Raw genomic sequence first — 24,842 nt, forward strand, 5'->3', positions numbered from 1 at the left:
CGCCTTCTCAACCCAATCCGAAGCACTCCAATCGCTAGAGCATGTCCGCGTTTCTTCGAATCGCCGAAGTGCTCTATCTGTTTGATTCATCGCGTTTTCTTCACGCGAACCGGTGTCCACTTCGCTCGAAAACGCTCTCTAGTGCGGCGCTCCGATTAGAGCGCCCGGCGCATGCCGGTCCGCCGATCCGGCCTGAGGGACAAACGCTCAGCGGCCGCCGGTGCCCGCCGGGTTGACGAAGGCGACGCGCAGCATGTTGGTTGCGCCCGGCGAGCCGAAGGGAATGCCGGCCACGATCAGCACGCGCTCGTTACCCTGTGCGAAGCCCTCGTCGCAGGCATGGCTGCAGGCGCGCTGGGTCATGTCGTCCATGTCGTGGGCGTCCTCGGTTACCACCGCGTGGATGCCCCAGCTCACCGCGAGCCGGCGCGCCGTCGCCACGTTCGGGGTCAGCGCGACGGTGGGCGTCTGCGACCGCTCCCGGGCGATGCGCAGCCCGGTCGAGCCCGATGCCGTCCAGGCCACGATCGTCTTGATGTCGACGGTCTCGGCAATGGTGCGGGCGGCGGCCGCGATCGCGTCAGCCCCGGTGCGCTCGGGCTCTGTGCGCTGGGCCGTAATGATGGTCCGGAAGTTGGCGTCGCTTTCCACCTGAATGCCGATACGGTTCATGGTGGCGACCGCTTCGGTCGGATACTGGCCGGCCGCGCTCTCGGCCGAGAGCATGATCGCGTCCGCGCCCTCGAACACCGCCGTCGCCACGTCCGACACTTCGGCGCGCGTCGGCACGGGGGCTGATATCATCGATTCGAGCATCTGGGTGGCGACGACGATCGGTTTGCCGAGGCGCCGGCCCATGCGCGTGATGCGCTTCTGGATGCCGGGCACCTGCTCCAGCGGCATCTCGACGCCGAGGTCGCCACGCGCCACCATCAGCCCGTCGGCCAGCTCGAAGATCTCGTCGAGCCGCGTCACCGCTTGCGGCTTCTCGATCTTCGCCATCACCATCGCCCGGCCGCGCGCCGTCTTCTTGACCTCGGCCACGTCCTCGGGCCGCTGCACGAACGACACGGCGATCCAGTCGACACCGGCATCCAGCGCCGCCTCCAGGTCGGAATGATCCTTGCCGGTCAGCGCTGACACGGGGATCGTCGTATCCGGCAGGCTCACGCCCTTGCGGTTGGACACCGCGCCGCCGACCACGACGTTGGCGATCGCCTGGGCCGCGTGACCGTCGCGGCGCACCTCGATCACCTTGAGCTCGACCTTGCCGTCGTCGATCAGCACGGTATGGCCGGGCTCGAGGGCAGTCAGGATTTCGGGGTGTGGCATCTGTACGCGCGTGCGGTCGCCGGGAGTGGCGTCGCCGTCCAGCGTGAAGTGGTCGCCCGCATCGAGCATCACCCTGTCGCCGGCGAAAACGCCAAGGCGCAGCTTGGGGCCCTGCAGGTCAGCCAGGATGCCGATCGGGCGCCCGACCTTGGCCTCCACGGCACGGATGTCGGCAACCCGCTCCCTGAGCGCGTCGCGCGAGGTGTGGCTCATGTTGATGCGGAACAGATCGGCGCCGGCGAGGAACAGCTTCTCGATCATCTCGGGCGTCGAGGATGCAGGCCCAAGCGTGGCGACGATCTTCACACGGCGCAGACGTCTCATTTGGGCGCTTCCCTTAAACGTGGGCTGTCGGTCAACTGCACGGTCCAGCTCTTCTGCTCCCCCGTGTCGACCTCGAAGAAGCCGTTGCGGTCGAACCCGCGGGCCAGGCAATTGTCGATGCCGCGGACCGAGAACTCACGGTCGCGCGTGCACATGAAGGCCTTGCCGGACCACTCGCCGCCGCGGTCGTAGTCGACGGCGTAGATGTAGTAGAAGCGGGCGGCGAGCTGGCCGCGCAGCATGGTCTCGCAGCCGCGCGCCGACAGATTCCACCACCCTTCCGTCACCCAGCCCTGCGCGTCGCGGTAGCCCAGCGCGACGCCCAGGCGGCTGTTCGTCATGTTGCACAGGCGCAGATCGGCCCGGGCCGCCGCGGGCATCAAGGCGACGGCAAGCGGGGCCAGCGCCGCGAGCAGCCCCAGCCTGCCGCTGCGGCGGCGACGGACCGAACGCGCGCCCGTCGCAGCGGGAGCCGCCGGGGGCAGCTGCGGTTGCGGGTTTCCTCCGCCATGCCACGAATCCGGTGGCAGGGCCGGCATCCTGGTGTCCGGATCAACCTCCGTCGGGCGGAATCGGAAGGGCGCTTCGTTCATGCGGTGCTCGCGTTGGCAAACTTGTGGCCGACCTTGTCGACAGCATCGTGACGAAAAACAGGACCTTAAGGCGCGAGCACGGCAGCCGAGGCGCGGGGGCTGCGCACGAATCAGGTGCACGCTGCGATCTTGCCCCTCCGCTGCGGCAAGTCCACATACCATGATCACGGCCTCGGGGTGCCGGCGCGGGCACATGGATAGCGGAGGATGAGATGGCTGCACCAACGGACGCCGAGATGATCGAACTGGAAGCCGCAGCGTTCCGGCGTCTCGTCGGTCATCTGCGCGAGCGCACGGACGTGCAGAACATCGATCTGATGAACTTGGCCGGTTTTTGCCGCAACTGCCTGTCCAACTGGCTGAAGGACGCGGCCGACGCGCGCCAGCTCGATCTGCCGCGCGAGCAGAGCCGAGCGCACGTCTATGGCATGCCCTATGACGAATGGAAGGCGAAGCATCAGCGCGAGGCGACGCCCGCGCAGCAGGCGGACTTTTCTGCCGCCGGCAAGCACGGCTGAGCGGCGGCCGCGCCGGGGCGGCCCCGATTTGTTGTGGATGGCGCCCCCACTTGTCCCCAGGGCGGGGCCTGTGAGCATCCGTGGCGAGCCGTCAATCTATTGATTTCGTTTGCTCTTGCAGCAAAGGTGCGACGAACGGTGCCGGCTGTTGCATGCCTCGGCGCCACATTTCGGCACGGCTGGCGCGGTCTATGATCGGCGTAATCGGGCGCAGCCCGCGTAGCCGTCAAGGATCAGAAGCACAGACATGGTCGACCCCGCAGTGCCCGACATGGCCGATACCGGCGTTGCCGCCGAGGAGTTGAAGCAGTTCATCGAGCGGATCGAGCGTCTCGAGGAGGAGAAGGCGGCCCTGGCCGGCGACATCAAGGAAGTGTTTGCCGAGCTCAAGGGACGGGGCTTCGACGCCAAGGCCGTCCGCACCATCCTGCGCATCCGCAAGAAGGATCATGCCGAGCGCCAGGAGGAGGAGGCGATCCTCGAGCTCTACATGCAGGCGCTCGGCATGGCCTAGAGCATTTTCGAGCGAAGTGGATGCCGGTTCGCCTGAAGAAAATGCGATAGAGCAAAAAAGTAGAGCATTTCCGCGGTTCGGAGAAACGCGGAAATGCTCTAGAGGGCTCGCAATTGGACGAAGACATCCAATTGCAGAAAGCTCATGATCCTTTGCCCCCAAAGCGCTTCATGCGGTGGATGAAATCATTCGACCGCAGGAAGCGCTCTAGATTTAATACCGTGTCACATTTGTAGCCGAGCAGCTGATCGGGACCTTTGTTCCAAAGGGCCGCCCGCGACGCGCGCGGTCAGTCTCTGAGCGAGCGGACGGCGACAATCGCCCACAGGCCGATCGATACGAAGGCGATCGGTGCCGTGGCCAGCATCAGCCAGCCCGTCACGCCCATGGCATAGAGGCCCTCGCCGATGTCGATGCCGGCGACCAGGCAAGGCTGCGCCGCCCCGTGGCCGCCGCGGCAACCCGCGAGCAGGCCGATGGCAGCTGCCAGTGCGACCGAGGCCAGCGGCGCCCAGCCCAGGACGGTGGTGATGATGGCCGCTGCAACCAAGCCGCGCCGCGTCATCGCCCTGCGTCCACGATGCTCAGAAGCCCGGTCCAACCGCCGCTGCATGTTTTGGCGAACGGGCGATGGCACCTGATCGCGAACCAATACGTAACATCGCGAGGCGAAGGCGTTGACCGAGGAGGCGATGCCAAACGATCGCTCGAAGCTCTTCGGTGCCTCACGACACGGCCGGAGCGGCTGCGGTGCCGAACGCTCTCAGCGGCCGTTGAATGCAGCCGCGGCGCCGTCCCCGCCCAAGATCGCCGGGATGCTCGTCGGCGGCTGCGTCGCCGGGGTGCGCGGGCCGGAGAAGGTGATGGGCGCCGACCGGGCCGGCGCCTCCACGGCGCTCCCGTTGGGACGGGACGCCGCAATCAAGGCCGCCGCAGTCAACCCGTTGGCCTGTTTGGCCGTCGGCTCGCCGGCGCGCACGGTGTCGCTGGCGAAGGTGGCGCTGCTGTAGGCGGCGGCAAGGCGCGTGGGCAGGGGCGGCGCGGCCGCAGCCAGCGGCCGCACCGATACGGGCGGTCGGGCCACGGGCCCGCCTGGTGGGAGCGGCGCAGACGGAGAGGCGTAGGCGAGCGCCGAGCCCGGCTTGGCGTCCGATGCCGCGGCGCCGGCAGCCAGGGCGGCGAGGGCGGCCGCGGAGCCATCGTCCGGCCGTGAGTGGGCGTTGCCGGCGTCAGTCGGCCGGACCGGCGGCAGCGGCGCCATGGCGAATGCCGCCGCGCCGCTGCTGCCCAGGTCGGTCGGCCGGGGGGGCGGCAGGGGCATGCTGGCCACGGCGACCGGCTCGGCCGCCTGTTCGGGCTGGGCGGCCGGCTCCTGCGCCGGCCGGGCCACTGGTAACGGGGCCAGGGCCGGCGAAGCCGGTTCCGGCTCCTGCGCGGCCGGGCGGGCCACCGGCAGCGGCGCCAGGGCCGGGGTCGCCGAAGCTGGAGCGGGGGCAGCGGCCGCCTGCTGGTCCTGGCTGGCCTCAGCCACGATCTGTCCGGCCTCGGCCGTGCGCCGTGTCTCCGTCCGCTGCAAGGCCGCGAGCGAGCGCGGCGAAGGCCCCGCCGCCTCGGCCGGAGCGGGCGCCTGCTGAGGGTTGGCGCTGACGAAGCCGAGCAGGCCGGCGTCGCCGCCGGTCGCGTTGGCCGGGGCGTAGGCGACCTGCTGCGCGGTCTTCTCGACAGCCCGAGCCGAACGCACCCGCGTCGGCTGCGGCGCCGGCGCGACCCGCGATTCGGCCACGTCCTCGCTTTCGTCGGCTCCGCCGAACAGCATCGCCCAGAAGCTCTTGCGCGGCGCGGCAGACTCCCCGCTGTCGGCGAAGGCGGTATAGCCCGCCACCGTGCCGCCGCGTGCGAGCACCTCGGCCCGCGCCTGCTCGTAGCCGGCCAGAGGGCGCCCGTCGGACGGGACGTGCACGGTCTTGCCGTCGGGGAAGAGCTGCGCCAGCTGGTCGTGCGTCATCCGTGGCCAGGCGCGAACGCTGGCCACATCCAGATGGATGAACGGATTGTAGGCGGTGGGATAATAGCCGACGCCGCCGCGCTGGAGACGTACGCCGATGGCCCGGACGCGGTCGACCCGGACGTCCGGCAGGTAGAAGTCCATCGCCTTGCCGAGCATATGCTGGCTATGTTCGGCGACGGCGCGGGAGCGGCGGCGCAGCATGGCGTTGGTGGTCGGCGAACGATAGGCGGACACCACATGGATCGCCTCGCGGGAGCCGGTTTCCCGGTAGACCTCCCAGACCAGGTCGAACAGCTTTGGATCCATGTTGGTCGGCTCGTCGCGCCGCCAGTCGCGCAGCAGCCAGTACAACTGCTTGAGCGCCTGGCGATCGTACGACCCATAGCGCTTGAACGTGACCGTCGCCGCTTCCTTGGTGTGCGTGTGATAGATCGTCAGCGTGCGCGTATCGCCGTTGGCGACCGCGTTCTGCGTCTCCGTCACGCCGCCCAGCAGTGCGGCGACACCCGCACCGAAGCCCAGGCAGAAACGGAGACGGCGGCCAAACGAGGTTGGCGCTCTGAAAAGCGTCGACAAATGCAAGCCTGACCGTCCCTTGCGCAGCCCCGATCGAGGCCGCCTTGGTGCAACTAAGGTTGCCGGATTCTTGTCGAGAGCCCTTAACGCTACGTTAGCCGGGGGCGAGCGTCCAGCCCGCGATGTTGGCGCAATGGTCGGCAGAACCATGGCGGAATCGTGTCCAGCGGTCAAACCGGGGCCAGCCAAGAGTTTGCGTGCGCAGGTAAATGCAATCGCGGGGGTTGCCCGCTGTTCATGTTTTGGACTTAGTCAGTCCACAATAATGCCCGCCGTCGCGCTCAATCGGCGTGCCGAATCAGGCGGCCTGGCCCGGCGGGCTCGCCTCAGCGGCGGGTCAGGCCGAGGGCGGCCTTCATGCGCCGGTCGTAGCCGTAGATGTCGTCGCGGGCGAGCAGCTTGCCACTGTCGTCGACCGCCGTGGTGAAATAGGTCAGGTGGATCGGCAACGGCTGTTGCAGGTTGATGGTCCGCTCGCCGCGACCGACCATCGATTTGATCTTGGCCTCGGTCCATGCTCCGCCGAGCACCAGCTCGGCAAAGCGCATCGGCTTGTCCACGCGCACGCAGCCGTGGCTGAAGGCGCGGCTGCCGCTGCCGAACAGGGCGCGCTGGGGCGTGTCGTGCAGATAGACGGCGTGGTCGTTGGGGAACATGAACTTGATGTGGCCCAGCGCGTTGCGCTCGCCCGGCGGCTGCCGCACGTAAAGATTGCCGCCGCGGCGCACCACCTCGTAGCCTCGCTTGGCCGCGTAGTGCGGGTCCCGCGCCAGTCCCGGCAGGAACTCCTTCTTGAGGATCGACGGCGGCACGAACCACGACGGATTGACGATGGCGTACTGCATCGTGTGGGAGAAGACAGGCGTCGGGCTCTCGGGCTTGCCGACGATGACGCGGGCCTCGTAGGCGATCGTGCCGCTCTTGACGACCCGGACCATGTATTCGGGAATGCTGACGAAGATGTAGTCGGCGCCGAGATCGCGCGGCAGCCAGCGCCAGCGCTCCATGTTGACGATGATGTCGCTCGTGTTGCCGGCCGAAGGGATGTCGCCCCCGGCCATGGCGAGCAGGGTCTGACGATTGAGCACGCCGTTCGCGTGCAGCCCGTTCTCCTGCTGGAACTTGGCGACGGCGGCGGCGACTTGCTCGTCGTAGAGCTGATCGTCGGCCGGCGACAGGGCGAAGCGCACGCGGACCAGGGGCACCCGCGGGTCGCGCATGCCGACCCGCAGCGTCTTGCCCGGCGGCACCCGCACCTGAGGCTGCTGCGGGGAGCGGGTGGCCTGCATGTCGGCCAGCTTGCGCTTGAGCGCCTGGTAGCCGGCGAGCGGCGGGTTGTAGCCCGCCAGAACCCGGCCCGCGTCGCCGGCGCTCGTCAGCGCATCGAGCACCTGTGCCGGCTCGGGCAACGCGAGGGTCGGCGTGATCAGGGCTGAGACCTTGCGCAGGTCGAGCCGGCCGCCGGCCGCGTCGCGCGCATAGAGCACGGCGGCGACGGAGAGTTTGATGTCCGCCTCGGCCAGCGCCGCTTCCGGCTGCGCGGGGGGCAGTATCGCGATCGACGGCACCACGTAGTCCGTCGGCTCCAGTCCGTCCTCGTAGGCCCTTTCCAACTGACCTATGACCGCGCGGGCGGCGACCGACCAGCCGCCGCCTTCGATCCACAGTGGCTTGCCGCTGCGCGCCAGGTAGTACTGCTTCACCGCCTCGCGCTGCTCCTTCCCAAGCCGGCTCTGGCTCAGCAGGTCGGGCGCCTCCAGCCTCTGGGCCAGCATCGCATCGAGGGCCTCCGCGCCGAGAGCCGGTGTCGGTGCAGCCGGCTGGGCCGCCGGGGGCTGATATGCGGCCGCGCGCGGTGCCGACTCGCGCTGAGCCGGCAGGCCCGGGGCCGTCGTATTCGCCGGATCGGGCGGCCCGAGCGGTGCGGGGCGCGTGAGTGCCTTGAGCTCCTCCGGCCGGCTGGCCAGGGGCACAGGGGGCGCGACGCCGGTCGACGGATCGATGGCGTCGATGATGGAGGATAGCTGATCGCCGCGCCCGGTCAGCGGGGCCGCCTGGGCCGAGCGGGTGAGGGGGCGGAGTGACATCGGGGCGTGCTGGATGGCCCGGATGGTGCCAGCAGCGCCCGGGGCCAGCAGCCGCTCCAACTCGAAGCCCGCGGCCGGGCGGCCTACGGCCACGCTCTCGCTGATTGTCGAGCGAACGATATCCTGATGCGTCGCGTTCGGCCGAGGCGACGGCTCCAGGGCCAGGGCCGATGTGGCCAGCGAGACGGCGAGGATGGCTGCAGCCATGCGCGTCGTTTCGCCGGATAAACGCATGGAGGTCCCCTGTCGCAAGAGCACGCAGATGCCTGCGGGCAAGAGATGCGCGCCCGAGTGTGGCCGTGCAAGGCCTTTAGGCGCATCGACCTCAGTCCTGCGATCAATTGCCGGCGACTGTGCTCTAGGCGTCACCGGCGTGGGCGCTGCCTGGCGGGTCATCGCACCGCCGCATCGGCATCGAGGCCGAGGTCCCTGAGCTTGCGGTACAGCGTCGAGCGTCCGATCCCGAGGCGTCGGGAGATCTCCGACATGTGACCATCGTAGTGCTTGAGCGCGAAGCGGATCACGCCCGCCTCGATGTCGGCGAGGCGTCGCACGTCACCGTGCGCATTGAGCAGCGCGAACCCGTCCGGCGATGCATCGGCTCCTCCATCGTCGTCGACCGTCCCAGCCGGCCCGGGGGCCCGGTCACGCCCCGACGTCGCAGCGGCCTCGATCAGATGCGCCGTGGTGATAAGGTCGCCGGCACAGCGCGAGAGCGCCTGCCGGAGGATCCACGCCAGCTGTGCGACGTTGCCCGGCCATGCATGGCCCGTGAGCCAGGCGGCGGCGTCCTCGCCGATCCGCGGAGCGGGGCAGCCGGCATCGTCTGCCAGCGATGCGACGAGCGCGCCGGCGATCTCCATCAGGTCCTCGCGCCGCTCGCGCAGCGGCGGCACGGTGATCGGGGTGACCGCCAGGCGGTAGTAGAGGTCCTCACGAAAACGGCCGTCGCGGACGAGGTCGATCAGCGGGCGGCTCGTCGCCGCGATCAGCCGGACGGCCGGCGATGGCTGGCGCGACGCGGCGCCTCGGCCGCCGGCGGCGGGGGAGGGTGCGGCGCGTGGCTCCAGGAGCCCGACCAGCTGCAGCTGAGCGGCGGCCGACAGCTGCCCCGCTTCCGCCAGGTAGAACGTGGCGCCGCCGCGGCCGGGGCCACCGCCGTCGGCGAAGCGGTCGGCGAGCTTGTCACCGCAGCGGGCGCAGTCGACGCAGACGAATGCCCGCGCGCGCCGCTCCCCAGCGGCATGGACCGCCCGCGCCAGCGTTTCCTTGCCGCTGCCCGGCTCGCCCTCGATCAGCAGTGGCATCGCGGTGCGCGCCGCACGCCGGGCGAGGCCGACGGCCCGGGCCATGGCCGGGCTGCGAGCCGGGAAATCGCCGAGCTGCTGCGGGGCGGCATGGTCGTCGAAGGCATCGCTCGTGCGGGGCATGTCACTCGTTGGGTGTGTGCCGGTTCGAGCCATGCTGGGAGAGGAACGGTAAAGTCCGTGTTAACGTTAATGGCGGCGACGGCGCCCGCACGCAGCCGATGCTGCATTTGCGCAGCGGCACCACATATCCGATATCAACGTACACAGTTCCGCCCGTTGTCCCGAGGTGCCCGATGACCGCGTTCGCCCGCCCGTCTCCCTTCGCACGCCGGCACTTTGCGCACGGCCACCCCGGCGCTGCGGCCGGCCCGTCTGTGATCGGCGCCCTGCCGGAATGGGACCTGAGCGCACTCTATCCGGCGATGGATTCTCCCGAATACGCCGCGGCCCTCGCCCGGGTCGATGCCGACTGCAAGAGCTTCGCCGACGACTATCGCGGCCGCATCGGCGCGATCGCCGAAGCGGCGGACGCCGATGACGCCCTCGACGCGGCGATTCGGCGCTACGAGACGATCGAGGATCTGCTGGGGCGGGTCATGTCCTACGCCGGGCTGGTCTATTCGGGCGACACCACCGATCCCACCCGGGCCAAGTTCTACGGTGATGCCCAGGAGCGCATCACCGCCGCCAGCGCCAATCTACTGTTCTTCCAGCTCGAGCTGAACCGGCTCGACGACGCCCGCATCGCGACGCTGCTGGCGGGCGAGCGGCTGGGCCACTGGCGGCCGTGGCTGGACGATATCCGCAAGGAGAAGCCCTACCAGCTCGACGACGAGCTGGAGCGTTTGTTCCACGAGAAGTCGGTGACCGGCCGCGGCGCCTGGAACCGGCTGTTCGACGAGACCATGGCGAGCCTGCGCTTCGAGGTGAACGGTGAGGAACTGACTCTCGAGCCCACCCTCAACAAGCTGCAGGACGCGGACGGCACCGTGCGCAAGGCGGCGGCGGCGGCGCTGACGAAGGTCTTCCAGGAGAATTTGCGCGTCTTCACGCTGATCACCAACACCCTCGCCAAGGACAAGGAGATCTCAGATCGCTGGCGCGGGTTCGAGGATGTGGCCGACAGCCGCCACCTGGCCAACCGGGTCGAGCGTGAGGTCGTCGATGCCTTGGTCGCCGCGGTGCAGGCCGCCTATCCGCGCCTGTCGCACCGTTACTACGCGCTCAAGGCCAGATGGTTCGGCCAGCCGCAGCTGGAGTTCTGGGATCGCAATGCGCCGCTGCCGAAGACCGAGCAGCGCGCCATCGGCTGGGACGAGGCACGCGACACGGTGCTGTCAGCCTATCAGGCCTTCTCGCCTCAGATGGCGGGCATTGCCCGCCGCTTCTTCGACGGCCGCTGGATCGATGCGCCGGTGCGGCCGGGCAAGGCGCCGGGCGCCTTCGCGCATCCGACCGTGCCTTCGGCCCATCCCTTCGTGCTGCTCAACTACCAGGGCAAGCCGCGGGACGTGATGACGCTCGCCCACGAACTCGGGCACGGCGTGCATCAGGTGCTGGCGGCACCGCACGGCGCCCTGATGGCGCCGACGCCGCTGACGCTGGCGGAGACCGCCTCGGTGTTCGGCGAGATGCTCACCTTCCGCCGCCTCATCGAGGCGGCCGAGCCCCGCGCGCGCAAGGCGATGCTGGCGGCCAAGGTGGAGGACATGATCAACACCGTGGTGCGGCAGGTCGCCTTCTACAGCTTCGAGCGCCGCGTCCACACCGAGCGCCAGCAGGGGGAGCTCACGGCCGAGCGCCTGAACGAGATCTGGCTCGGCGTCCAGGCCGAGAGCCTGGGCCCGGCGATCCGCCTGGGCGAGGGCTACGGGGTCTATTGGACCTATATTCCCCACTTCATCCATTCGCCGTTCTACGTCTATGCCTATGCCTTCGGCGACTGCCTGGTGAACTCGCTCTACGGCGTCTACCAGAAGGCTCAGGACGGCTTCGCCGAGCGCTACCTGGCCATGCTCGCGGCCGGCGGCACCAAGCATCATTCCGAACTCCTGGCGCCGTTCGGGCTCGACGCCACAGATCCCGGCTTCTGGCAGATCGGCCTCAACATGATCGAGAGCATGATCGCGGAGCTGGAGGGGATGGACTGACCGCCATGGTGCGACCGTGAGTTGGCTCGACTTCGTCGCTAGAACGGTGTTGGGCGGCATCGCGCTCCTGGGTTGCCTCCTGCTCGCAGGGTTCGGCTACGTGGCGGTGGTGACATATGTCGAGAGCCGCACGCGATACGACCGCCACAATTCAGACTACCGGTACGTCACTCAGCAATTGAAGCCGAGCGCGGACGGCGGCTGGGCCGCCGGTGCCATCGATCTGCACCGGATAAATGGCGGTAACTGGCAGATCCTCTGCGTCATCGGCGCCTATGAGAGCCCAGAGACGCTCGGCGCCGAGGCGGCGCGCCGGCAGATCGCCCTGGTGTCGATGGAACGGATCGCCATAGGGACATTCGCCGCCTCGGAGATCGATGAAGGCGAGGGCGCTATTGCGTTCGTCGACGGTCAGGGGCGCGGGCGGGTCGTGCTGATCGACGGCTTCGAGCGTCTTATACCGCAGAACGGCACGCGCTGCTTCTCGCAGGATACCCGCGAGGTTACCCTGCCCATCCCGCGTGATCCTTGACGCCAGAGCCGACCGGGTCGACCGGTTGGCTCCCGGCCAGCCCGCGTGGCCTCTGGGCCGAATCCCCCACGGTGCCGATCGCCGGCACCGTTACCACCAGATCGATACCATAGGGAGAAACGCCATGACCGACATCGCCTACCAGGCCATCCTGCCGGAGGGCTGGCCGCGGCCGCGCGGCTTCGCCCATGCGGTCGTCGCCAGCGGCACGCGGAGCGTGCGCATCGCCGGCCAGCTCGGCAAGCAGCCGGGTGAGGCCCATGTGGCGGAAGGGCTCGACCTGGGCGCGCAATGGCGCCTCGCCATGGGAAATCTGGTCGCCGTGCTGAAGGCGGCCGGCGGCGAGCCGCAACACGTGGTGATGCTGCGCGCCTACGTCACCGACATGGCCGCTTTCAACCGGAGCGGGGCCGCGGTCGGCGAGGCCTGGGGCGCGACGCTCGGCCGCCATTTCCCGGCGATGACGCTGGTGCAGGTCTCCGGTCTCGTCGACCCCCATGCGATGGTCGAGATCGAGGGCGAGGCGATTCTGCCATGAGCGAGCGGCTGGCCGTCCGGCTTCCGGGTGGCTCGCGCCGCATCGGACGGACAGGGTGGGCCGCCCGCGGCCGCGAGATCCCGTGCGGCCGATGATCGCCTGTCGCCGCGGCCCGCTGGATCGCGCCGCGGCACCCCCCACATGAGCGCTCGGCCCCTGCCACCGCGAGCCCGCCGATGACCGACCGCGAAGCGAACCGCTTTTCCGCCCGGGCCGCACGCTATGCGCGCGTCGGTGCCAACGTGGGCGGCGTCGCCGCCCGCATCGCTGCCGGACGCATGCTGGGCGGGGCCGGCGGCCGGGGCGCCGACGCGGCGGCCCTGGCCGGCGCCCTGGGCGGCCTCAAGGGGCCGATCATGAAGGTCGCCCAGCTCATGGCGACGATCCCCGACGTGCTGCCCCCGGAATACGCGGCCGAGCTGCAGAAGCTGCAGGCCGATGCGCCGCCCATGGGCGCGGCCTTCGTCAAGCGCCGCATGATGGCCGAGCTCGGGCCGGATTGGCAGGGCCGCTTTGCCGGCTTCGATCTGCATCCGGCGGCGGCCGCCTCCCTCGGCCAAGTGCACCGCGCCACGGCCAAGACCGGCGAGCTGTTGGCCTGCAAGCTGCAATACCCCGACATGCAGTCGGCGGTGGAGGCGGATCTGCGCCAGCTCGACCTGCTGTTCGCCATTCACCGGCGCATGGACCCGGCCATCGACACGCGCGAGATCGCCAAGGAGATCGGTGCCCGCGTGCGCGAGGAGCTGGACTACGTCCGCGAGGCTCGCCACGCGGTGCTCTACCGGCACATTCTGGCGGATACCCCGCAGGTACGCGTGCCCGGTGTCTGGCCGGCGCTGTCGACCGGCCGCCTGCTGACGCTCGACTGGCTGGACGGCCGCAAGCTGCTCAGCGTCAAGGAGGCTGACCTGCCGGTGCGCAACCGCATCGCTACGGCCATGTACAAGGCCTGGTGGCATCCCTTCAGCCACTACGGCGTGATCCACGGCGATCCCCACCTGGGCAATTACACCGTGTTCGACGCCGACCGCGGCGACGGCGTCGTCGAGCCCGCCGGCATCAATCTGCTCGACTACGGCTGCATCCGCATCTTCCCGCCGCGCTTCGTCGGCGGCGTCGTCGACCTTTATGTCGGCCTGCGCGACGGCGATGGCGAGCGCACCGTGCACGCCTACGAGACGTGGGGCTTCAAGCAGCTGTCGCGGGAGATCGTCGAGGTGCTGAACATCTGGGCCCGCTTCATCTACGGCCCCATGCTCGAGGACCGGGTGCGCACGGTCGCCGACGGCGTGGCGCCCGCCGAATACGGACGCAAGCAGGCCTTCCAGGTGCACCAGGCGCTGAAGCGCATGGGCCCGGTCACCGTGCCGCGGGAGTTCGTGTTCATGGACCGGGCCGCCATCGGCCTGGGCGGCGTCTTCCTGCACCTGGGCGCCGAGCTGAACTTCCACCGCCTGTTCGAAGCTGAGATCGAGAGCTTTTCCGTCGCGCGTCTTGAAGCCCGCCAGGGCGAAGCGCTGGCCGCCGCCGGCCTCGGCGTCGCAGCGTAGCGCGCGCGGTGCCTCCGATTCCGCCGTCTCTGTCCTGAGGCCGTATCGGCGTTGCCCGTGCCGGGGGCGGCAGCGCATGATCGCGATGTGGGGCGCCGCAGCCGGGTGAGTGAATGGTCTATCGTCAGAGCGCAGGACAGAGCAGCTTCGTCTTTGCCGATCTAGCGGACCTCATGGCCAAGGCGACGCCGCTGCGCTCGGGCGACCGCCTCGCGGGCATCGGCGCCGGCTCGGCCGAGGAGCGCGTCGCCGCCGCCATGTGCCTCGCCGACGTGCCGCTGAAGCGCTTCCTCAGCGAGGCGGTGGTTCCGTACGAGACCGACGAGGTGACGCGCCTGATCGTCGACGGCCATGACGCGGCGGCGTTCGCACCGGTGGCCCACCTGACGGTCGGCGGCTTCCGCGACTGGCTGCTGTCCGATGCCGCCCCGAGCGAGGCGCTGGCAGCGCTGGCGCCGGGGCTCATGCCCGAGATGGTCGCGGCGGTGTCCAAGCTGATGCGCAACCAGGACCTGGTGCTGGTGGCCCGCAAGTGCCGGGTGGCGACGCGGTTCCGTAGCACGATCGGCCTGCCCGGTACCATGGCGGTGCGCCTGCAACCCAACCATCCGACCGATGATGCGGCGGGCATCACCGCCTCGATCGTCGACGGCCTTCTCTACGGCTGCGGCGATGCGGTGATCGGCATCAATCCCGCATCCGACAACCTCACCGCCCTCGGCGACCTGCTGCGGCTGCTGGACGATGTGATCCACCGTTTCGCCATCCCGACGCAGGGCTGCGTGCTGACCCACGTGACCAGCTCGATCGCCCTGATCGAGGCGGGCGCGCCGGTCGACCTGGTGTTCCAGTCGATCGCCGGCACCCAGGCGGCGAACCGGTCTTTCGGCATCGATCTGGCCGTGCTGCGCGAGGGGCTGGCCGCCGGGCGCTCGCTCGGCCGCGGCACCATCGGCGACAACCTCATGTATTTCGAGACGGGGCAGGGCTCGGCGCTGTCGGCCGATGCGCACCATGGCGTCGACCAGCAGACGCTGGAGGCGCGGGCCTACGGGGTGGCGCGGGCCTTCGAGCCGCTGCTGGTCAACTCCGTCGTCGGCTTCATCGGCCCCGAATATCTCTACGACGGCAAGCAGATCATCCGCGCGGGATTGGAGGATCATTTCTGCGGCAAGCTGCTCGGCCTGCCTCTGGGGATGGACATCTGCTACACCAACCATGCCGAGGCCGACCAGGACGACATGGACACCTTGCTGACCTTGCTGGCGGTGGCCGGCGTGGCCTTCGTGATGGGTGTTCCCGGCGCCGACGACGTGATGCTGAACTACCAGTCGACCTCCTTTCACGACCAGCTCTACGTGCGCGAGGTGGTGGGCTGCCGGCGGGCCCCGGAGTTCGAGGCCTGGTTGCGGCAGATGGGGATCACCGGGGAGGACGGGCGCCTGGCGGGGCGCTCGGGCCGCCACCCGCTGCTCCTGGGGCTCACCGGTGAGGCGGCGTGAGCGCCGTCGTCCCCGATCCCTGGGCCAGGCTCGCGGCCCTGACGCCGGCGCGCATCGCGCTCGGCCGGGTCGGCGCGAGCCTGCCGACCGGCGAGGCGTTGCGCTTTGCCCTCGCCCATGCCCGGGCGCGCGATGCCGTGCACGTTCCGCTCGACGTGGAGCAGGTGGCGACCGCGATCCGCGCTGAGGGTTTCCAGACGCTGAGCGTCGCGAGCGCCGCGCCGTCGCGGCCGGCCTATCTGGTGCGGCCCGACCTGGGGCGGCGGCTGAGCGACGACGGCCGCGCCGCGCTGCGCGCCTGGGCCTCATCCCGGCCCGAGCCTCCGCCGGCGGGGGAGCCTCGCTGCGACCTGGCCATCGTGGTCGCCGACGGCCTGTCGTCGGCCGCCACCCAGGCCCACGCGGCGCCGCTGCTCGCCTGCCTGAGGCCGCTCATCGCGCGCGAGGGCTGGACGACGGCGCCCGTCGTCGTTGCCACGCAGGCCCGCGTCGCCCTGGGCGACGCGATCGGCGAGGCGATGGGCGCGCGCGCCGTCGCCGTGCTGATCGGCGAACGGCCAGGTCTCTCTGCGCCCGACAGCCTCGGCGTCTACCTGACCTTCGCGCCGCGCGTGGGCCGCAGCGACGGCGAACGCAACTGCATCTCCAACATTCACGGGGCCGGGCTGCCGCTGACGACGGCGGCGACCAGGCTGGTCTGGCTGCTGCGCGAGGCGTTCGTGCGACGCCTGACCGGCGTCGCGCTCAAGGACGAGAGCGATCTGGCGCTCGTGGGTGCCGAAAATGCACCCACATTGTCGCGGCCCCCGTGAGTGCGATCATGTCTGTGCGGGGCCGCCGGGCTCGTCGGGACGCCGTGTAGCGGCGCAATAAGCTTTTGAATCTGAAGCTCTTTGCTTCCTGGAAGGGGCGCTGTCCGACGGCATCGCGCGCCGGCGCCGAAACCGGTCTGCCCCGATCGGGACACATTGCCAGCGCCGAAGCCTTGGGCTAAATGCCCATGAAACTCGTCATGCGCTTTCCGGCTGCCGTCTTCCGCGCCCTGCACCAGCGCCGGCTGTCAGCCGGAACCCGGCGCGCCCGACCTTGGGGAACGTCTCTATGGCCGACCACGCCCAGACCGCCACCGCCGACGGCCACCCGGACATGGACTACGCCGAGCACCACCGCACCTACGACCGCTTCATCGCCTTTTCGAAGTGGACGATCGTGGCGATCATCGTCATCCTCGCTTTGATGGCGTTCTTCCTGGTCTGATCGACGTCCTGCGACTATCGACGGCGGAGCTGCGCGCCGCGTAGGGCCGTCGGAGGCCGCACGGCCCGGTGTCGGCCAGCAATCTGCTCAAAATCGAATAGAGAGCGGTTCTCAGCCGTTCGGACATTCCGTCCGGTCTCGGGCACCGCTCAGGAGGGAATGCCGATGCGGATCGCGGTGCCGAAAGAGGCCGAAGCAGGCGAAGGGCGGGTCGCGGCGACGCCCGACACGGTCAAGAAATTCGTCGGCCTGGGTGCCGACGTCGTGGTCGAGCCGGGCGCCGGGGTCGCCTCGGGCATCCTCGACGCCGATTATCAGGCCGCCGGAGCGACCGTGGCCGCGCCCGGCAGCGATGTGCTCGCCGACGCCGACATCGTGCTCAAGGTCCGCCGGCCGGCGGCTGCCGAGATCGCGCGCACCAAGCGGGGTGCCATCGTCATCGCCACCATGGATCCCTATGGCGCGGATGCCGCGCTCAAGGCGATGGCCGAGGCGGGCCTCACGGCCTTCGCCATGGAATTGATGCCGCGCATCACCCGGGCGCAGGTGATGGACGTGCTGTCGTCGCAGGCCAACCTGGCCGGCTACCGGGCGGTGGTGGATGCGGCGGCCGAGTTCGGTCGCGCCTTTCCGATGATGATGACCGCCGCCGGCACCGTTCCCGCCGCCAAGGCCTTCATCATGGGTGCCGGCGTTGCCGGCCTGCAGGCGATCGCGACCGCTCGCCGGCTCGGCGCCATCGTCACCGCGACCGACGTGCGGCCCGCGGCGAAGGAGCAGGTCGCCTCCCTCGGCGCCAAGTTCGTTGCGGTCGAGAACGAGGAGTTCAAGGCGGCCGAGACCGCCGGCGGCTATGCCAAGGAGATGTCGGACGCCTACAAGGCCGCCCAGGCCGAGCTGGTGGCTTCCCACATCGCCAAGCAGGACATCGTCGTCACCACAGCGCTCATTCCCGGCCGTCCCGCGCCCCGGCTGGTGTCCGCGGCGATGGTCGAATCGATGAAGCCGGGCTCGATCATCGTCGATCTGGCCGTGGAACGGGGCGGCAATGTCGAGCTCGCCAAGCCGGGCGAGGTGGTCCGGCACAACGGCGTCACCATCGTCGGCCACCTCAACGTGCCCGGCCGGCTCGCCGCCTCCGCGTCCGTGCTCTACGCCAAGAACCTCTATGCCTTTGCCGAGACGATGATCGACAAGAGCGCCAAGGCGCTGGCCGTCAAGTGGGACGACGAGCTGGTTAAGGCGACGCTGCTCACCCGGGACGGTGAGGTCGTCCATCCGAATTTCCAGCCCAAGGTGGCCGAGGCGCCGGTAGCGGCGACCGCGCCCGCCGCCGGCGCGTGAGCGAGAAGGGGGGAACAGAACCATGGCGGATACCGCGCGAGAGCTTCTCTATCACGCCGAGGCCGCTGCGGCGGCCGCCCGCGAGGCCGCGATCGCGGCGCAGCACTATGCCGACCAGGCGGCCCTGGCCGTGGGCACCGTCGCGCACCAGGCCACCGGCGGCGCCGTCGACCCGACGGTCTTCCAACTGGCGATCTTCGTGCTCGCCGTCTTCGTCGGCTATTACGTCGTCTGGTCGGTGACCCCGGCCCTGCATACGCCCCTGATGGCCGTTACCAACGCCATCTCCTCGGTCATCGTCGTCGGCGCGCTGCTCGCCGTCGGTGTCGAGGTCGCCCAGGGCTTCGGCAGCGGCCCGCTATGGGCGCGCGCCTTCGGCTTCATCGCGCTCATCCTCGCCTCGATCAATATCTTCGGCGGCTTCCTCGTGACCCAGCGCATGCTCGGCATGTACAAGAAAAAGGTCTGAGCGCGATGGCCGCCAATATCTCCGCGCTGCTCTACCTCGCCGCCGGCGTCCTCTTCATCCTGGCGCTCAGGGGCCTCTCGTCGCCGGCCACGTCGCGCCGGGGCAACCTCTACGGCATGATCGGCATGGCAATCGCCGGTCTCACGACGGTGGTCGGCGCGCCGCCGGCCGGGGGGTGGGCCTGGGTTCTGGTCATTGCCGGCATCGGCATCGGCGGCACCATCGGCGCCGTCACGGCCCGCCGTGTGCCGATGACGGCGATGCCGCAGCTCGTCGCTGCCTTCCATTCGCTGGTCGGTCTCGCCGCCGTGCTCGTCGCGGCCGGTGCGCTCTATGCGCCGGCCGCCTTCGGCATCGGCCAGGCGGGCCTCATCCACGGGGGCTCGCTGGTCGAGATGTCGCTGGGCGTCGCCATCGGCGCAGTGACCTTCACCGGCTCGGTGATCGCCTTCCTCAAGCTCGACGGCCGCATGTCGGGCAAGCCGATCATGCTGCCGGCGCGGCACGCCCTCAATATCGCACTGGCCGTGCTGCTGCTGCTGCTGATCATCGGCTTCGTGGGCTCGGAAAGCCACATCCTGTTCTGGCTGATCGTGCTCGTCTCGTTCGTCCTGGGTGTGACGCTCATCATCCCGATCGGCGGCGCCGACATGCCGGTCGTCGTGTCGATGCTCAACTCCTATTCGGGTTGGGCGGCTGCGGGCATCGGCTTCACGCTGGGCAACCTGGCGCTGATCATCACCGGCGCGCTGGTCGGCTCGTCGGGCGCGATCCTCTCCTACATCATGTGCAAGGGAATGAACCGCTCGTTCATTTCCGTCATCCTCGGCGGCTTCGGTGGGGAAACCAGCGTGGCCAGCGGCGCCGTCGAGCAGCGTCCGGTCAAGCAGGGATCCGCCGACGATGCCGCGTTCCTGATGAAGAACGCCGAGAAGGTCATCATCGTGCCGGGCTACGGCATGGCTGTGGCGCAGGCCCAGCATGCGCTGCGCGAGATGGCCGAAAAGCTCAAGGAAGCGGGCGTCGACGTGAAATACGCCATCCACCCGGTGGCGGGCCGCATGCCCGGGCACATGAACGTTCTCCTGGCCGAAGCCAACGTGCCCTACGACGAGGTGTTCGAGCTCGAGGACATCAATTCGGAATTCGCCCAGGCCGACGTCGCTTTCGTCATCGGCGCCAACGACGTGACCAATCCGGCGGCCAAGACCGACCCGGCTTCGCCGATCTTCGGCATGCCGATCCTGGATGTGGAGAGGGCCAAGACCGTGCTGTTCATCAAGCGCGGCATGGGCTCGGGCTATGCCGGCGTGGAGAACGAGCTGTTCTTCAAGGACAACACGATGATGCTGTTCGCAGATGCCAAGAAGATGGTCGAGGAGATCATCAAGTCGCTGTAGGTCGTGCGCCGGCAGCCGCAACGATCGGCGGCAACGTCGGGTGAGGGCCTCGAGCGCTTCCTTCGCGATCGGGTGAGCCACTCGATCGCGAGGCGCGCCGGGGCGCATGTGCCTTGGCGGCCGCTTCCAGGCGTTCCGGGTCGCTCGCCAACTCCGAGGGTCGCGGCCGACGCTGAACGACGTCTCCCGCGCTTATAGGGCCGGAACCGGCTGCTTCATGCCGATCAGCACGTCGTTCAAATCGGCGCGGATGCCCAGCGCGATGTTGTCGACCTGGACCAGCGTGAACGACAGTCCCGAGTGGTAGCTGAGGTAGCCGGCGATGTCGTAGCCCCACTCGAGGGTCACTAGCGCGCCGTCTTTCAGGGGATCGCCGTGGTAGTCGGGGGGCTGGACGAGGTGATGAACCTCGCCCTTGATCAGCGCCGCGCGTCGCCGCGAGGCGTTCATGCGCCGCACGATGGGCACGGTCATGATGACGGCGCCGCCCGGCTTCAGCGTCCGCGCCACTTCCATGATCGCCAGGTTTGGAAAAAAGACGTGCTCGAAGACGTCCTGGGCGAGCACGAGATCGAAGGTCTCATCGGCAAACGTCAGATTCTCGAGGTTCTCGATCCGGTAGCTGCCGCATGGCATCTCGGGCGCCGCGACGATCGAGCCGCGTGGTTTCCCCGGGTCGTAGTATGACGCCGTATACGCGGCGCATTCGCTTGCCAGCCGGCGGCTGACGATGTCCCAGCCCGGCGAGGCCTCGTGGACGACGAGGTCGCGCCAACTCGGATAGTAGGAGGCCAGCACGTGCTTCAGCGCGCGGTGCCGCGGCAGCGAGTGGCAATTGCTGCATCTGAAGGTGTTTCTGAGATAGGGGCCGCTGGCGACGAACGTGACCTTCTGTTCGCAGCCTGGGCAGAAGCCATCCAGACGCGCCACCGAAGTGGGTTCGTCGTCGTGCGGCATGAGACGGCGCTCCTAGAGCGTTTCGAGCGAAGTGGACGCCGGTTCGCGTGAAGAAAATGCGACAAACCAAACAGATAGAGCATTTCGGCGATTCGAAGAAACGCGGAAATTCTCTAGGGCGCTTCGCGATGGGGTGGAAACAAACCGATCGCTGAGTGGTTCCCAAGACTCAAAGGCCTAAGGCTTTCCGGTGCAATTGAGTGGTCTCATCCCATTGCCGCAAGCCTTGGAGCATTCCTCAGATGCAACCATCCGAACAGGACATGCTTCACTTGAAGCTGTAGCGCTTCTTCTGACCGAGTGGCCTCCATCCGATCGCAATCGCTCTCGAGCGGCGCGATCCGCTCCAGGCAACCGTCGCGACCCGTGAATTTTCTCGCCGAGGTCGCGCCGAGTCAGCCGCCGACGCGGGACGCGCCTTCGCGTGCGATCTGGTTGCGCGGGTCCAAAGACAGCGCGTTGCGGAAGGATTCGAGCGCGGCCTGACGGTCGCCGAGCTTTTCGTAAGCTACGCCGCGGCCCGCCCACGACTCGCTCTGCTTGTTGTCGACGTTGAGCGCGGCGTTAAAGTCTTCGACCGCCTTCTGATACTGGCCGAGGGCCAGTTCGCTCTGTCCTCGTGCGGCGTAGGGCGCGGCGACAAAGGGGTTGCGGTCGATGGCCGCGTCGAAGTCGGCGACGGCCTGGCGGCTCTGGCCCTGGCGCTGGGCGACCAGGCCGCGCGCATGGTGGGCCTCGGCCGATTCCGGATTGAGCTGGATGGCGCGGTTCAGGTCGGTCCGGGCGCCCTCGGCATTCCCCTGCGCCCTGAGCAGGTTGCCGCGGCCGATATAGGCGGGGGCATAATTGGCGTCGGCGCTGATGGCACGGGAGAAGTCGGCGAGCGCGGCGCTATCGTTGCCGGTCTGCCGCAGCGCCAGCGCTCGGTTGGTGTAGGCGGGGGCATCGTTGGGGTCCAAACGGATCGCCTGGCCGAAATCGTCGATGGCGTTTCTGTAATTGCCGATGCGCGCGTAGGCGGCGCCGCGCGTATTATAGGCCGTCGCGTCATTGGGATGGTTGCGGACGACCTCGCTCAGCGACGCGATGTTGGTCTCGGCGAGCTTGGGATCGCCCTTGACGACCTCGGCCACGCTTGCCGTCGGCCTGGCGGAGCCGACCGTGTCGCAGCCGGCCACTGCGAGCGCGAGGGCGAGCGCCGATAGCGCCAAGCCCGATCCCCGATAACACACCTGCACGGCCACCTCTTCAAGTTTCCCTCAGCCCGGCCCGCTCGGGCGCACCGTGGTCCAATGACGACACCCGCCCGTGCGGTGCTCGGGGGAGGAACTGACCATGTGCGAGACCGAGGGTGCGCCGGCGGCCTCAGCTATCGCTCGAGACCTTGCCGGTGCCGCGCAACTGACGCGCCTTTGCGTTCAAAATGCGCTCGACCCCTACCGTAGCCGCACCGGCCATCGACCCCCGCGCATAGCTCGCCATGTGGGCCCGCGGCGCACGTGGCTTCCATGTCCGTCTAATGCCGTCGTTTCCTTAACAAAGCGGCGACAACGGCGGCATGGTGGCAATTTCGCCGCCGCCGGCCTTTGCCGTTGCATTTTGCGGCGAGTGTTGCCGCGGCGCCGCGGTGGGAGGCGCCGAACGCAAGACGGCACCTTCCGTCGCCGGAAAGTGCCGCTCAAACCATCTGCCCATCTGCCGTGAGACGCGCGGACGCCTCAGCGTCCGGCCGCCACCGGCCGGGGCTTCATCGGCAACAGGCCCTCGCGCTGCATCTTCTTGCGCGCCAGCTTGCGAGCCCGACGAACCGCTTCCGCCTTCTCGCGGGCGCGCTTCTCCGAGGGCTTCTCGTAGTGATCGCGCAGCTTCATCTCGCGGAAGACGCCCTCGCGCTGGAGCTTCTTCTTCAGCGCCCGAAGAGCTTGGTCCACGTTATTGTCACGGACAAGTACCTGCACGCCCGATCGTCCTGCCTTGAAGTTGAGAATAGGCCGTCATCGGCGCGAACGACAGATCGCACCGTTGGTTGCGCGTATCAGAAAACAGAGGCTTTGTCCATAGTGAAAAAGCGAGCCGACATGCGGCGCCGGGCCGGGCCTATGCCGGCCGCGGCGTGACCCGCGTGACATGGCCCATCTTGCGGCCGGGCCGCGCCTTGCCCTTGCCGTAGAGGTGCAGATGAACCCCCGGCTCGCGCAACAGTTCGAGCCAGCCGTCGATGTCGTCGCCGACCAGATTGGTCATCGTCGCCTGCCCCAGGCTCGCGGCGTCGCCCAGGGGCCAACCGGCGATGGCCCGGACATGCTGTGCGAACTGGGAGGTCACCGCTCCCTCGATGGTCCAGTGCCCGGAATTGTGGACCCGCGGCGCCAGTTCGTTGACGAGCAGCGTGGCACCGTCGGCGAGCACGAACAGCTCGACGGTCAGCACGCCGACATAGCCGAGCGCATCGCCGATTGCTCGCACGGCTGCCATGGCCGCGTCGCGGGTGGCCGGCGCGATCGTGGCGGGCGCCCGCGTGACATCGAGGATGTGGTCGCGGTGGGTGTTCTCGCAGACATCGAAGGCGGCAAAGGTGCCCCCGTCGCCGAACGCCGCGATCACCGAGATCTCCTGGGCAAAGCTCACGAAGCCCTCGAGAATCGCCGGCGCGCAGCCGATGGCGGCGAACGCCGCCGCCGCGTCGTCGTCCACGCCGATCTTCGCCTGGCCCTTGCCGTCGTAGCCCATGCGCCGCGTCTTCAGGACCGCCGGTCGCCCGAGGCGCGTGAGCGCGGCCTCGAGGTCCGCGACGCTGTCGACCGCCGCGAACGGGGCGGTGCCGATGCCGAGCTGAGCGACGAAGCTTTTTTCCACGAGCCGGTCCTGGGCGGTGGACAACGCCGTAAGGCCAGGGCGCAGCGGGCGCCGACCGGCCAGGAAGGCCGCCGTTGCCGCCGGCACGTTCTCGAACTCGTAGGTGATGACGTCGACGCTCTCGGCGAACGCGGCGAGCGCGACCTCGTCCTCATAGGCGGCCACCGTGTGGGCGTGCGCCACGTCGAAGGCGGGACTGCCGTCGTCGGGGCAGAAGACGTGGGTTTTGAGTCCATAGCGGGCTGCGGCGATCGAGAGCATGCGACCGAGCTGGCCGCCGCCCAGGATGCCGATGGAGGCGCCGGGGGCGAGCATCAGGGGCCGTCGACCGGGCGCTCCGCCACGCCCTCGCTCTGGCGCGCGCGCCACGCCTCGAGCTGCGCCGCCAGGGGCGGATCGGATAGCGCCAGTACGGCCGCGGCGAGCAGCGCGGCATTGACCGCTCCCGCGCGGCCGATCGCCAGCGTGCCGACGGGAATGCCGGCCGGCATCTGCACGATGGACAGCAGGCTGTCCTCGCCCGAAAGCGCCTTGGATTCGACCGGGACGCCGAACACCGGAAGCGAGGTCAGGGCGGCGGTCATGCCCGGCAGGTGCGCGGCCCCACCGGCACCGGCGATGATCACCTTGAAGCCGGCCGCCTTGGCGCCCTTGGCGAAGGCAAACAGCCGCTCCGGCGTGCGATGGGCCGAGACGATCAGGGCCTCGTGTCCGATGCCGAACTCGTCGAGCGTCGCCGCCGCATGCCGCATCGTCGCCCAGTCGGACTGGCTGCCCATGATAATGGCCACCGGCCTGGGTGTGCCCATCAAAGCCTCGCGCAGGAAAAAGGCGCTCGTATAGGTCCGCCGGCCCGAGCGCAAGCGTTGGCCTGCAAGAATTTACGGCGGTTCCGTGTGGCGTGCGACCGGGCGGAGCCCTGCGATCGTCGCGCGATCCATTCCGACGCGGACGGCATGCCCGGACGCTTCGGCGCTCGAGCATTTCTGCGCCCTTGGATGGACCCCTCCAATGGCGCCAAA

23 protein-coding genes are annotated in these 24,842 nt (G+C 69.0%); 12 read left to right on the forward strand and 11 right to left on the reverse strand.

Annotated features, from left to right (window positions below):
• Nucleotides 1-207 precede the first annotated feature (207 nt).
• Both pyk and IEW34_RS11505 read right to left on the reverse strand, forming a co-directional pair.
• The gene (gene pyk, locus IEW34_RS11500; protein WP_188609336.1) at nucleotides 208-1,656 is read right to left on the reverse strand and encodes a pyruvate kinase; all 1,449 of its coding nucleotides are present in this window, start codon (nucleotides 1,654-1,656) and stop codon (nucleotides 208-210) included.
• Complete coding sequence (locus IEW34_RS11505; RefSeq protein ID WP_244641971.1) at nucleotides 1,653-2,078, reverse strand: DUF1036 domain-containing protein; 426 nt, start codon at nucleotides 2,076-2,078, stop codon at nucleotides 1,653-1,655. Before IEW34_RS11505 ends, pyk begins: the two co-directional genes overlap by 4 nt.
• 383 nt (nucleotides 2,079-2,461) lie before the next feature.
• On the opposite strand from IEW34_RS11505, the gene IEW34_RS11510 reads away from it, so the two are divergent.
• Both IEW34_RS11510 and IEW34_RS11515 read left to right on the forward strand, forming a co-directional pair.
• Nucleotides 2,462-2,767 carry a DUF1244 domain-containing protein gene (locus tag IEW34_RS11510; RefSeq protein WP_188609337.1) on the forward strand — a complete coding sequence of 102 codons (306 nt, stop codon included), beginning with the start codon at nucleotides 2,462-2,464 and terminating at the stop codon, nucleotides 2,765-2,767.
• Between the two features lie 247 nt (nucleotides 2,768-3,014).
• On the forward strand, nucleotides 3,015-3,281 hold the full coding sequence (locus IEW34_RS11515; RefSeq protein ID WP_188609338.1) for a DUF2312 domain-containing protein: 267 nt from the start codon (nucleotides 3,015-3,017) through the stop codon (nucleotides 3,279-3,281).
• A gap of 289 nt (nucleotides 3,282-3,570) precedes the next feature.
• Here IEW34_RS11515 and IEW34_RS11520 read toward each other — a convergent pair whose 3' ends face one another.
• The 4 genes from IEW34_RS11520 to IEW34_RS11535 all read right to left on the reverse strand — a co-directional run bounded on the left by IEW34_RS11520 (nucleotide 3,571) and on the right by IEW34_RS11535 (nucleotide 9,382).
• Nucleotides 3,571-3,846 (reverse strand): hypothetical protein, encoded by a 276-nt coding sequence (locus tag IEW34_RS11520; protein WP_188609807.1) that lies wholly within the window; start codon nucleotides 3,844-3,846, stop codon nucleotides 3,571-3,573.
• Nucleotides 3,847-4,044: 198 nt separating this feature from the next.
• Nucleotides 4,045-5,772, reverse strand: coding sequence for a peptidoglycan L,D-endopeptidase MepK (locus tag IEW34_RS11525; protein ID WP_244641937.1), 1,728 nt, complete (start codon nucleotides 5,770-5,772; stop codon nucleotides 4,045-4,047).
• A 419-nt stretch (nucleotides 5,773-6,191) separates the two neighbouring features.
• Nucleotides 6,192-8,159, reverse strand: a complete 1,968-nt coding sequence (locus tag IEW34_RS11530) for a L,D-transpeptidase family protein (RefSeq protein WP_188609340.1) — start codon at nucleotides 8,157-8,159, stop codon at nucleotides 6,192-6,194.
• 185 nt (nucleotides 8,160-8,344) lie between these two features.
• Nucleotides 8,345-9,382, reverse strand: coding sequence for a sigma 54-interacting transcriptional regulator (locus tag IEW34_RS11535; protein WP_188609341.1), 1,038 nt, complete (start codon nucleotides 9,380-9,382; stop codon nucleotides 8,345-8,347).
• Nucleotides 9,383-9,555: 173 nt separating this feature from the next.
• On the opposite strand from IEW34_RS11535, the gene IEW34_RS11540 reads away from it, so the two are divergent.
• The 10 genes from IEW34_RS11540 (at nucleotide 9,556) to IEW34_RS11585 (ending at nucleotide 20,007) form a co-directional block, all read left to right on the forward strand.
• On the forward strand, nucleotides 9,556-11,412 hold the full coding sequence (locus IEW34_RS11540; RefSeq protein ID WP_188609342.1) for a M3 family oligoendopeptidase: 1,857 nt from the start codon (nucleotides 9,556-9,558) through the stop codon (nucleotides 11,410-11,412).
• Nucleotides 11,413-11,428: 16 nt separating this feature from the next.
• Complete coding sequence (locus IEW34_RS11545) at nucleotides 11,429-11,944, forward strand: hypothetical protein (RefSeq protein ID WP_188609343.1); 516 nt, start codon at nucleotides 11,429-11,431, stop codon at nucleotides 11,942-11,944.
• A gap of 124 nt (nucleotides 11,945-12,068) precedes the next feature.
• Nucleotides 12,069-12,482, forward strand: a complete 414-nt coding sequence (locus IEW34_RS11550) for a RidA family protein (RefSeq protein ID WP_188609344.1) — start codon at nucleotides 12,069-12,071, stop codon at nucleotides 12,480-12,482.
• A 176-nt stretch (nucleotides 12,483-12,658) separates the two neighbouring features.
• Nucleotides 12,659-14,035: an ABC1 kinase family protein gene (locus IEW34_RS11555; protein ID WP_188609345.1), complete on the forward strand. Its 1,377-nt coding sequence runs from the start codon at nucleotides 12,659-12,661 to the stop codon at nucleotides 14,033-14,035.
• Nucleotides 14,036-14,148: 113 nt separating this feature from the next.
• Nucleotides 14,149-15,537: an ethanolamine ammonia-lyase subunit EutB gene (locus IEW34_RS11560; RefSeq protein ID WP_188609346.1), complete on the forward strand. Its 1,389-nt coding sequence runs from the start codon at nucleotides 14,149-14,151 to the stop codon at nucleotides 15,535-15,537.
• Entirely contained in the window at nucleotides 15,534-16,349 is an 816-nt protein-coding gene (gene eutC, locus IEW34_RS11565; RefSeq protein ID WP_188609347.1) for an ethanolamine ammonia-lyase subunit EutC, read from the forward strand. Before IEW34_RS11560 ends, eutC begins: the two co-directional genes overlap by 4 nt.
• Before the next feature lie 289 nt (nucleotides 16,350-16,638).
• A complete protein-coding gene (locus IEW34_RS11570; RefSeq protein ID WP_188609348.1) occupies nucleotides 16,639-16,794 on the forward strand; it encodes an aa3-type cytochrome c oxidase subunit IV in 156 nt (51 codons plus the stop codon).
• Nucleotides 16,795-16,959: 165 nt separating this feature from the next.
• Nucleotides 16,960-18,138, forward strand: a complete 1,179-nt coding sequence (locus IEW34_RS11575; protein WP_188609761.1) for a Re/Si-specific NAD(P)(+) transhydrogenase subunit alpha — start codon at nucleotides 16,960-16,962, stop codon at nucleotides 18,136-18,138.
• A gap of 22 nt (nucleotides 18,139-18,160) precedes the next feature.
• Nucleotides 18,161-18,607 carry a proton-translocating transhydrogenase family protein gene (locus IEW34_RS11580; RefSeq protein ID WP_188609349.1) on the forward strand — a complete coding sequence of 149 codons (447 nt, stop codon included), beginning with the start codon at nucleotides 18,161-18,163 and terminating at the stop codon, nucleotides 18,605-18,607.
• Nucleotides 18,608-18,612: 5 nt separating this feature from the next.
• Nucleotides 18,613-20,007, forward strand: a complete 1,395-nt coding sequence (locus IEW34_RS11585; RefSeq protein ID WP_188609350.1) for an NAD(P)(+) transhydrogenase (Re/Si-specific) subunit beta — start codon at nucleotides 18,613-18,615, stop codon at nucleotides 20,005-20,007.
• Nucleotides 20,008-20,199: 192 nt separating this feature from the next.
• On the opposite strand, the gene IEW34_RS11590 is transcribed toward IEW34_RS11585, so the two are convergent.
• From IEW34_RS11590 to purE, 5 genes are all read right to left on the reverse strand, one after another.
• Nucleotides 20,200-20,964 carry a class I SAM-dependent methyltransferase gene (locus tag IEW34_RS11590; RefSeq protein WP_188609351.1) on the reverse strand — a complete coding sequence of 255 codons (765 nt, stop codon included), beginning with the start codon at nucleotides 20,962-20,964 and terminating at the stop codon, nucleotides 20,200-20,202.
• 395 nt (nucleotides 20,965-21,359) lie between these two features.
• Complete coding sequence (locus tag IEW34_RS11595; protein ID WP_244641938.1) at nucleotides 21,360-22,175, reverse strand: tetratricopeptide repeat protein; 816 nt, start codon at nucleotides 22,173-22,175, stop codon at nucleotides 21,360-21,362.
• Nucleotides 22,176-22,682: 507 nt separating this feature from the next.
• Entirely contained in the window at nucleotides 22,683-22,922 is a 240-nt protein-coding gene (rpsU, locus tag IEW34_RS11600) for a 30S ribosomal protein S21 (RefSeq protein ID WP_188609353.1), read from the reverse strand.
• A 139-nt stretch (nucleotides 22,923-23,061) separates the two neighbouring features.
• The gene (locus tag IEW34_RS11605; protein ID WP_188609354.1) at nucleotides 23,062-24,135 is read right to left on the reverse strand and encodes a 5-(carboxyamino)imidazole ribonucleotide synthase; all 1,074 of its coding nucleotides are present in this window, start codon (nucleotides 24,133-24,135) and stop codon (nucleotides 23,062-23,064) included.
• The gene (gene purE, locus IEW34_RS11610; RefSeq protein WP_188609355.1) at nucleotides 24,135-24,629 is read right to left on the reverse strand and encodes a 5-(carboxyamino)imidazole ribonucleotide mutase; all 495 of its coding nucleotides are present in this window, start codon (nucleotides 24,627-24,629) and stop codon (nucleotides 24,135-24,137) included. Before purE ends, IEW34_RS11605 begins: the two co-directional genes overlap by 1 nt.
• Between the last annotated feature and the right edge of the window lie 213 nt (nucleotides 24,630-24,842).

The sequence above is a fragment of the Chelatococcus reniformis genome (assembly GCF_014640075.1).
Taxonomy (GTDB): Bacteria; Pseudomonadota; Alphaproteobacteria; order Rhizobiales; family Beijerinckiaceae; genus Camelimonas; species Camelimonas reniformis.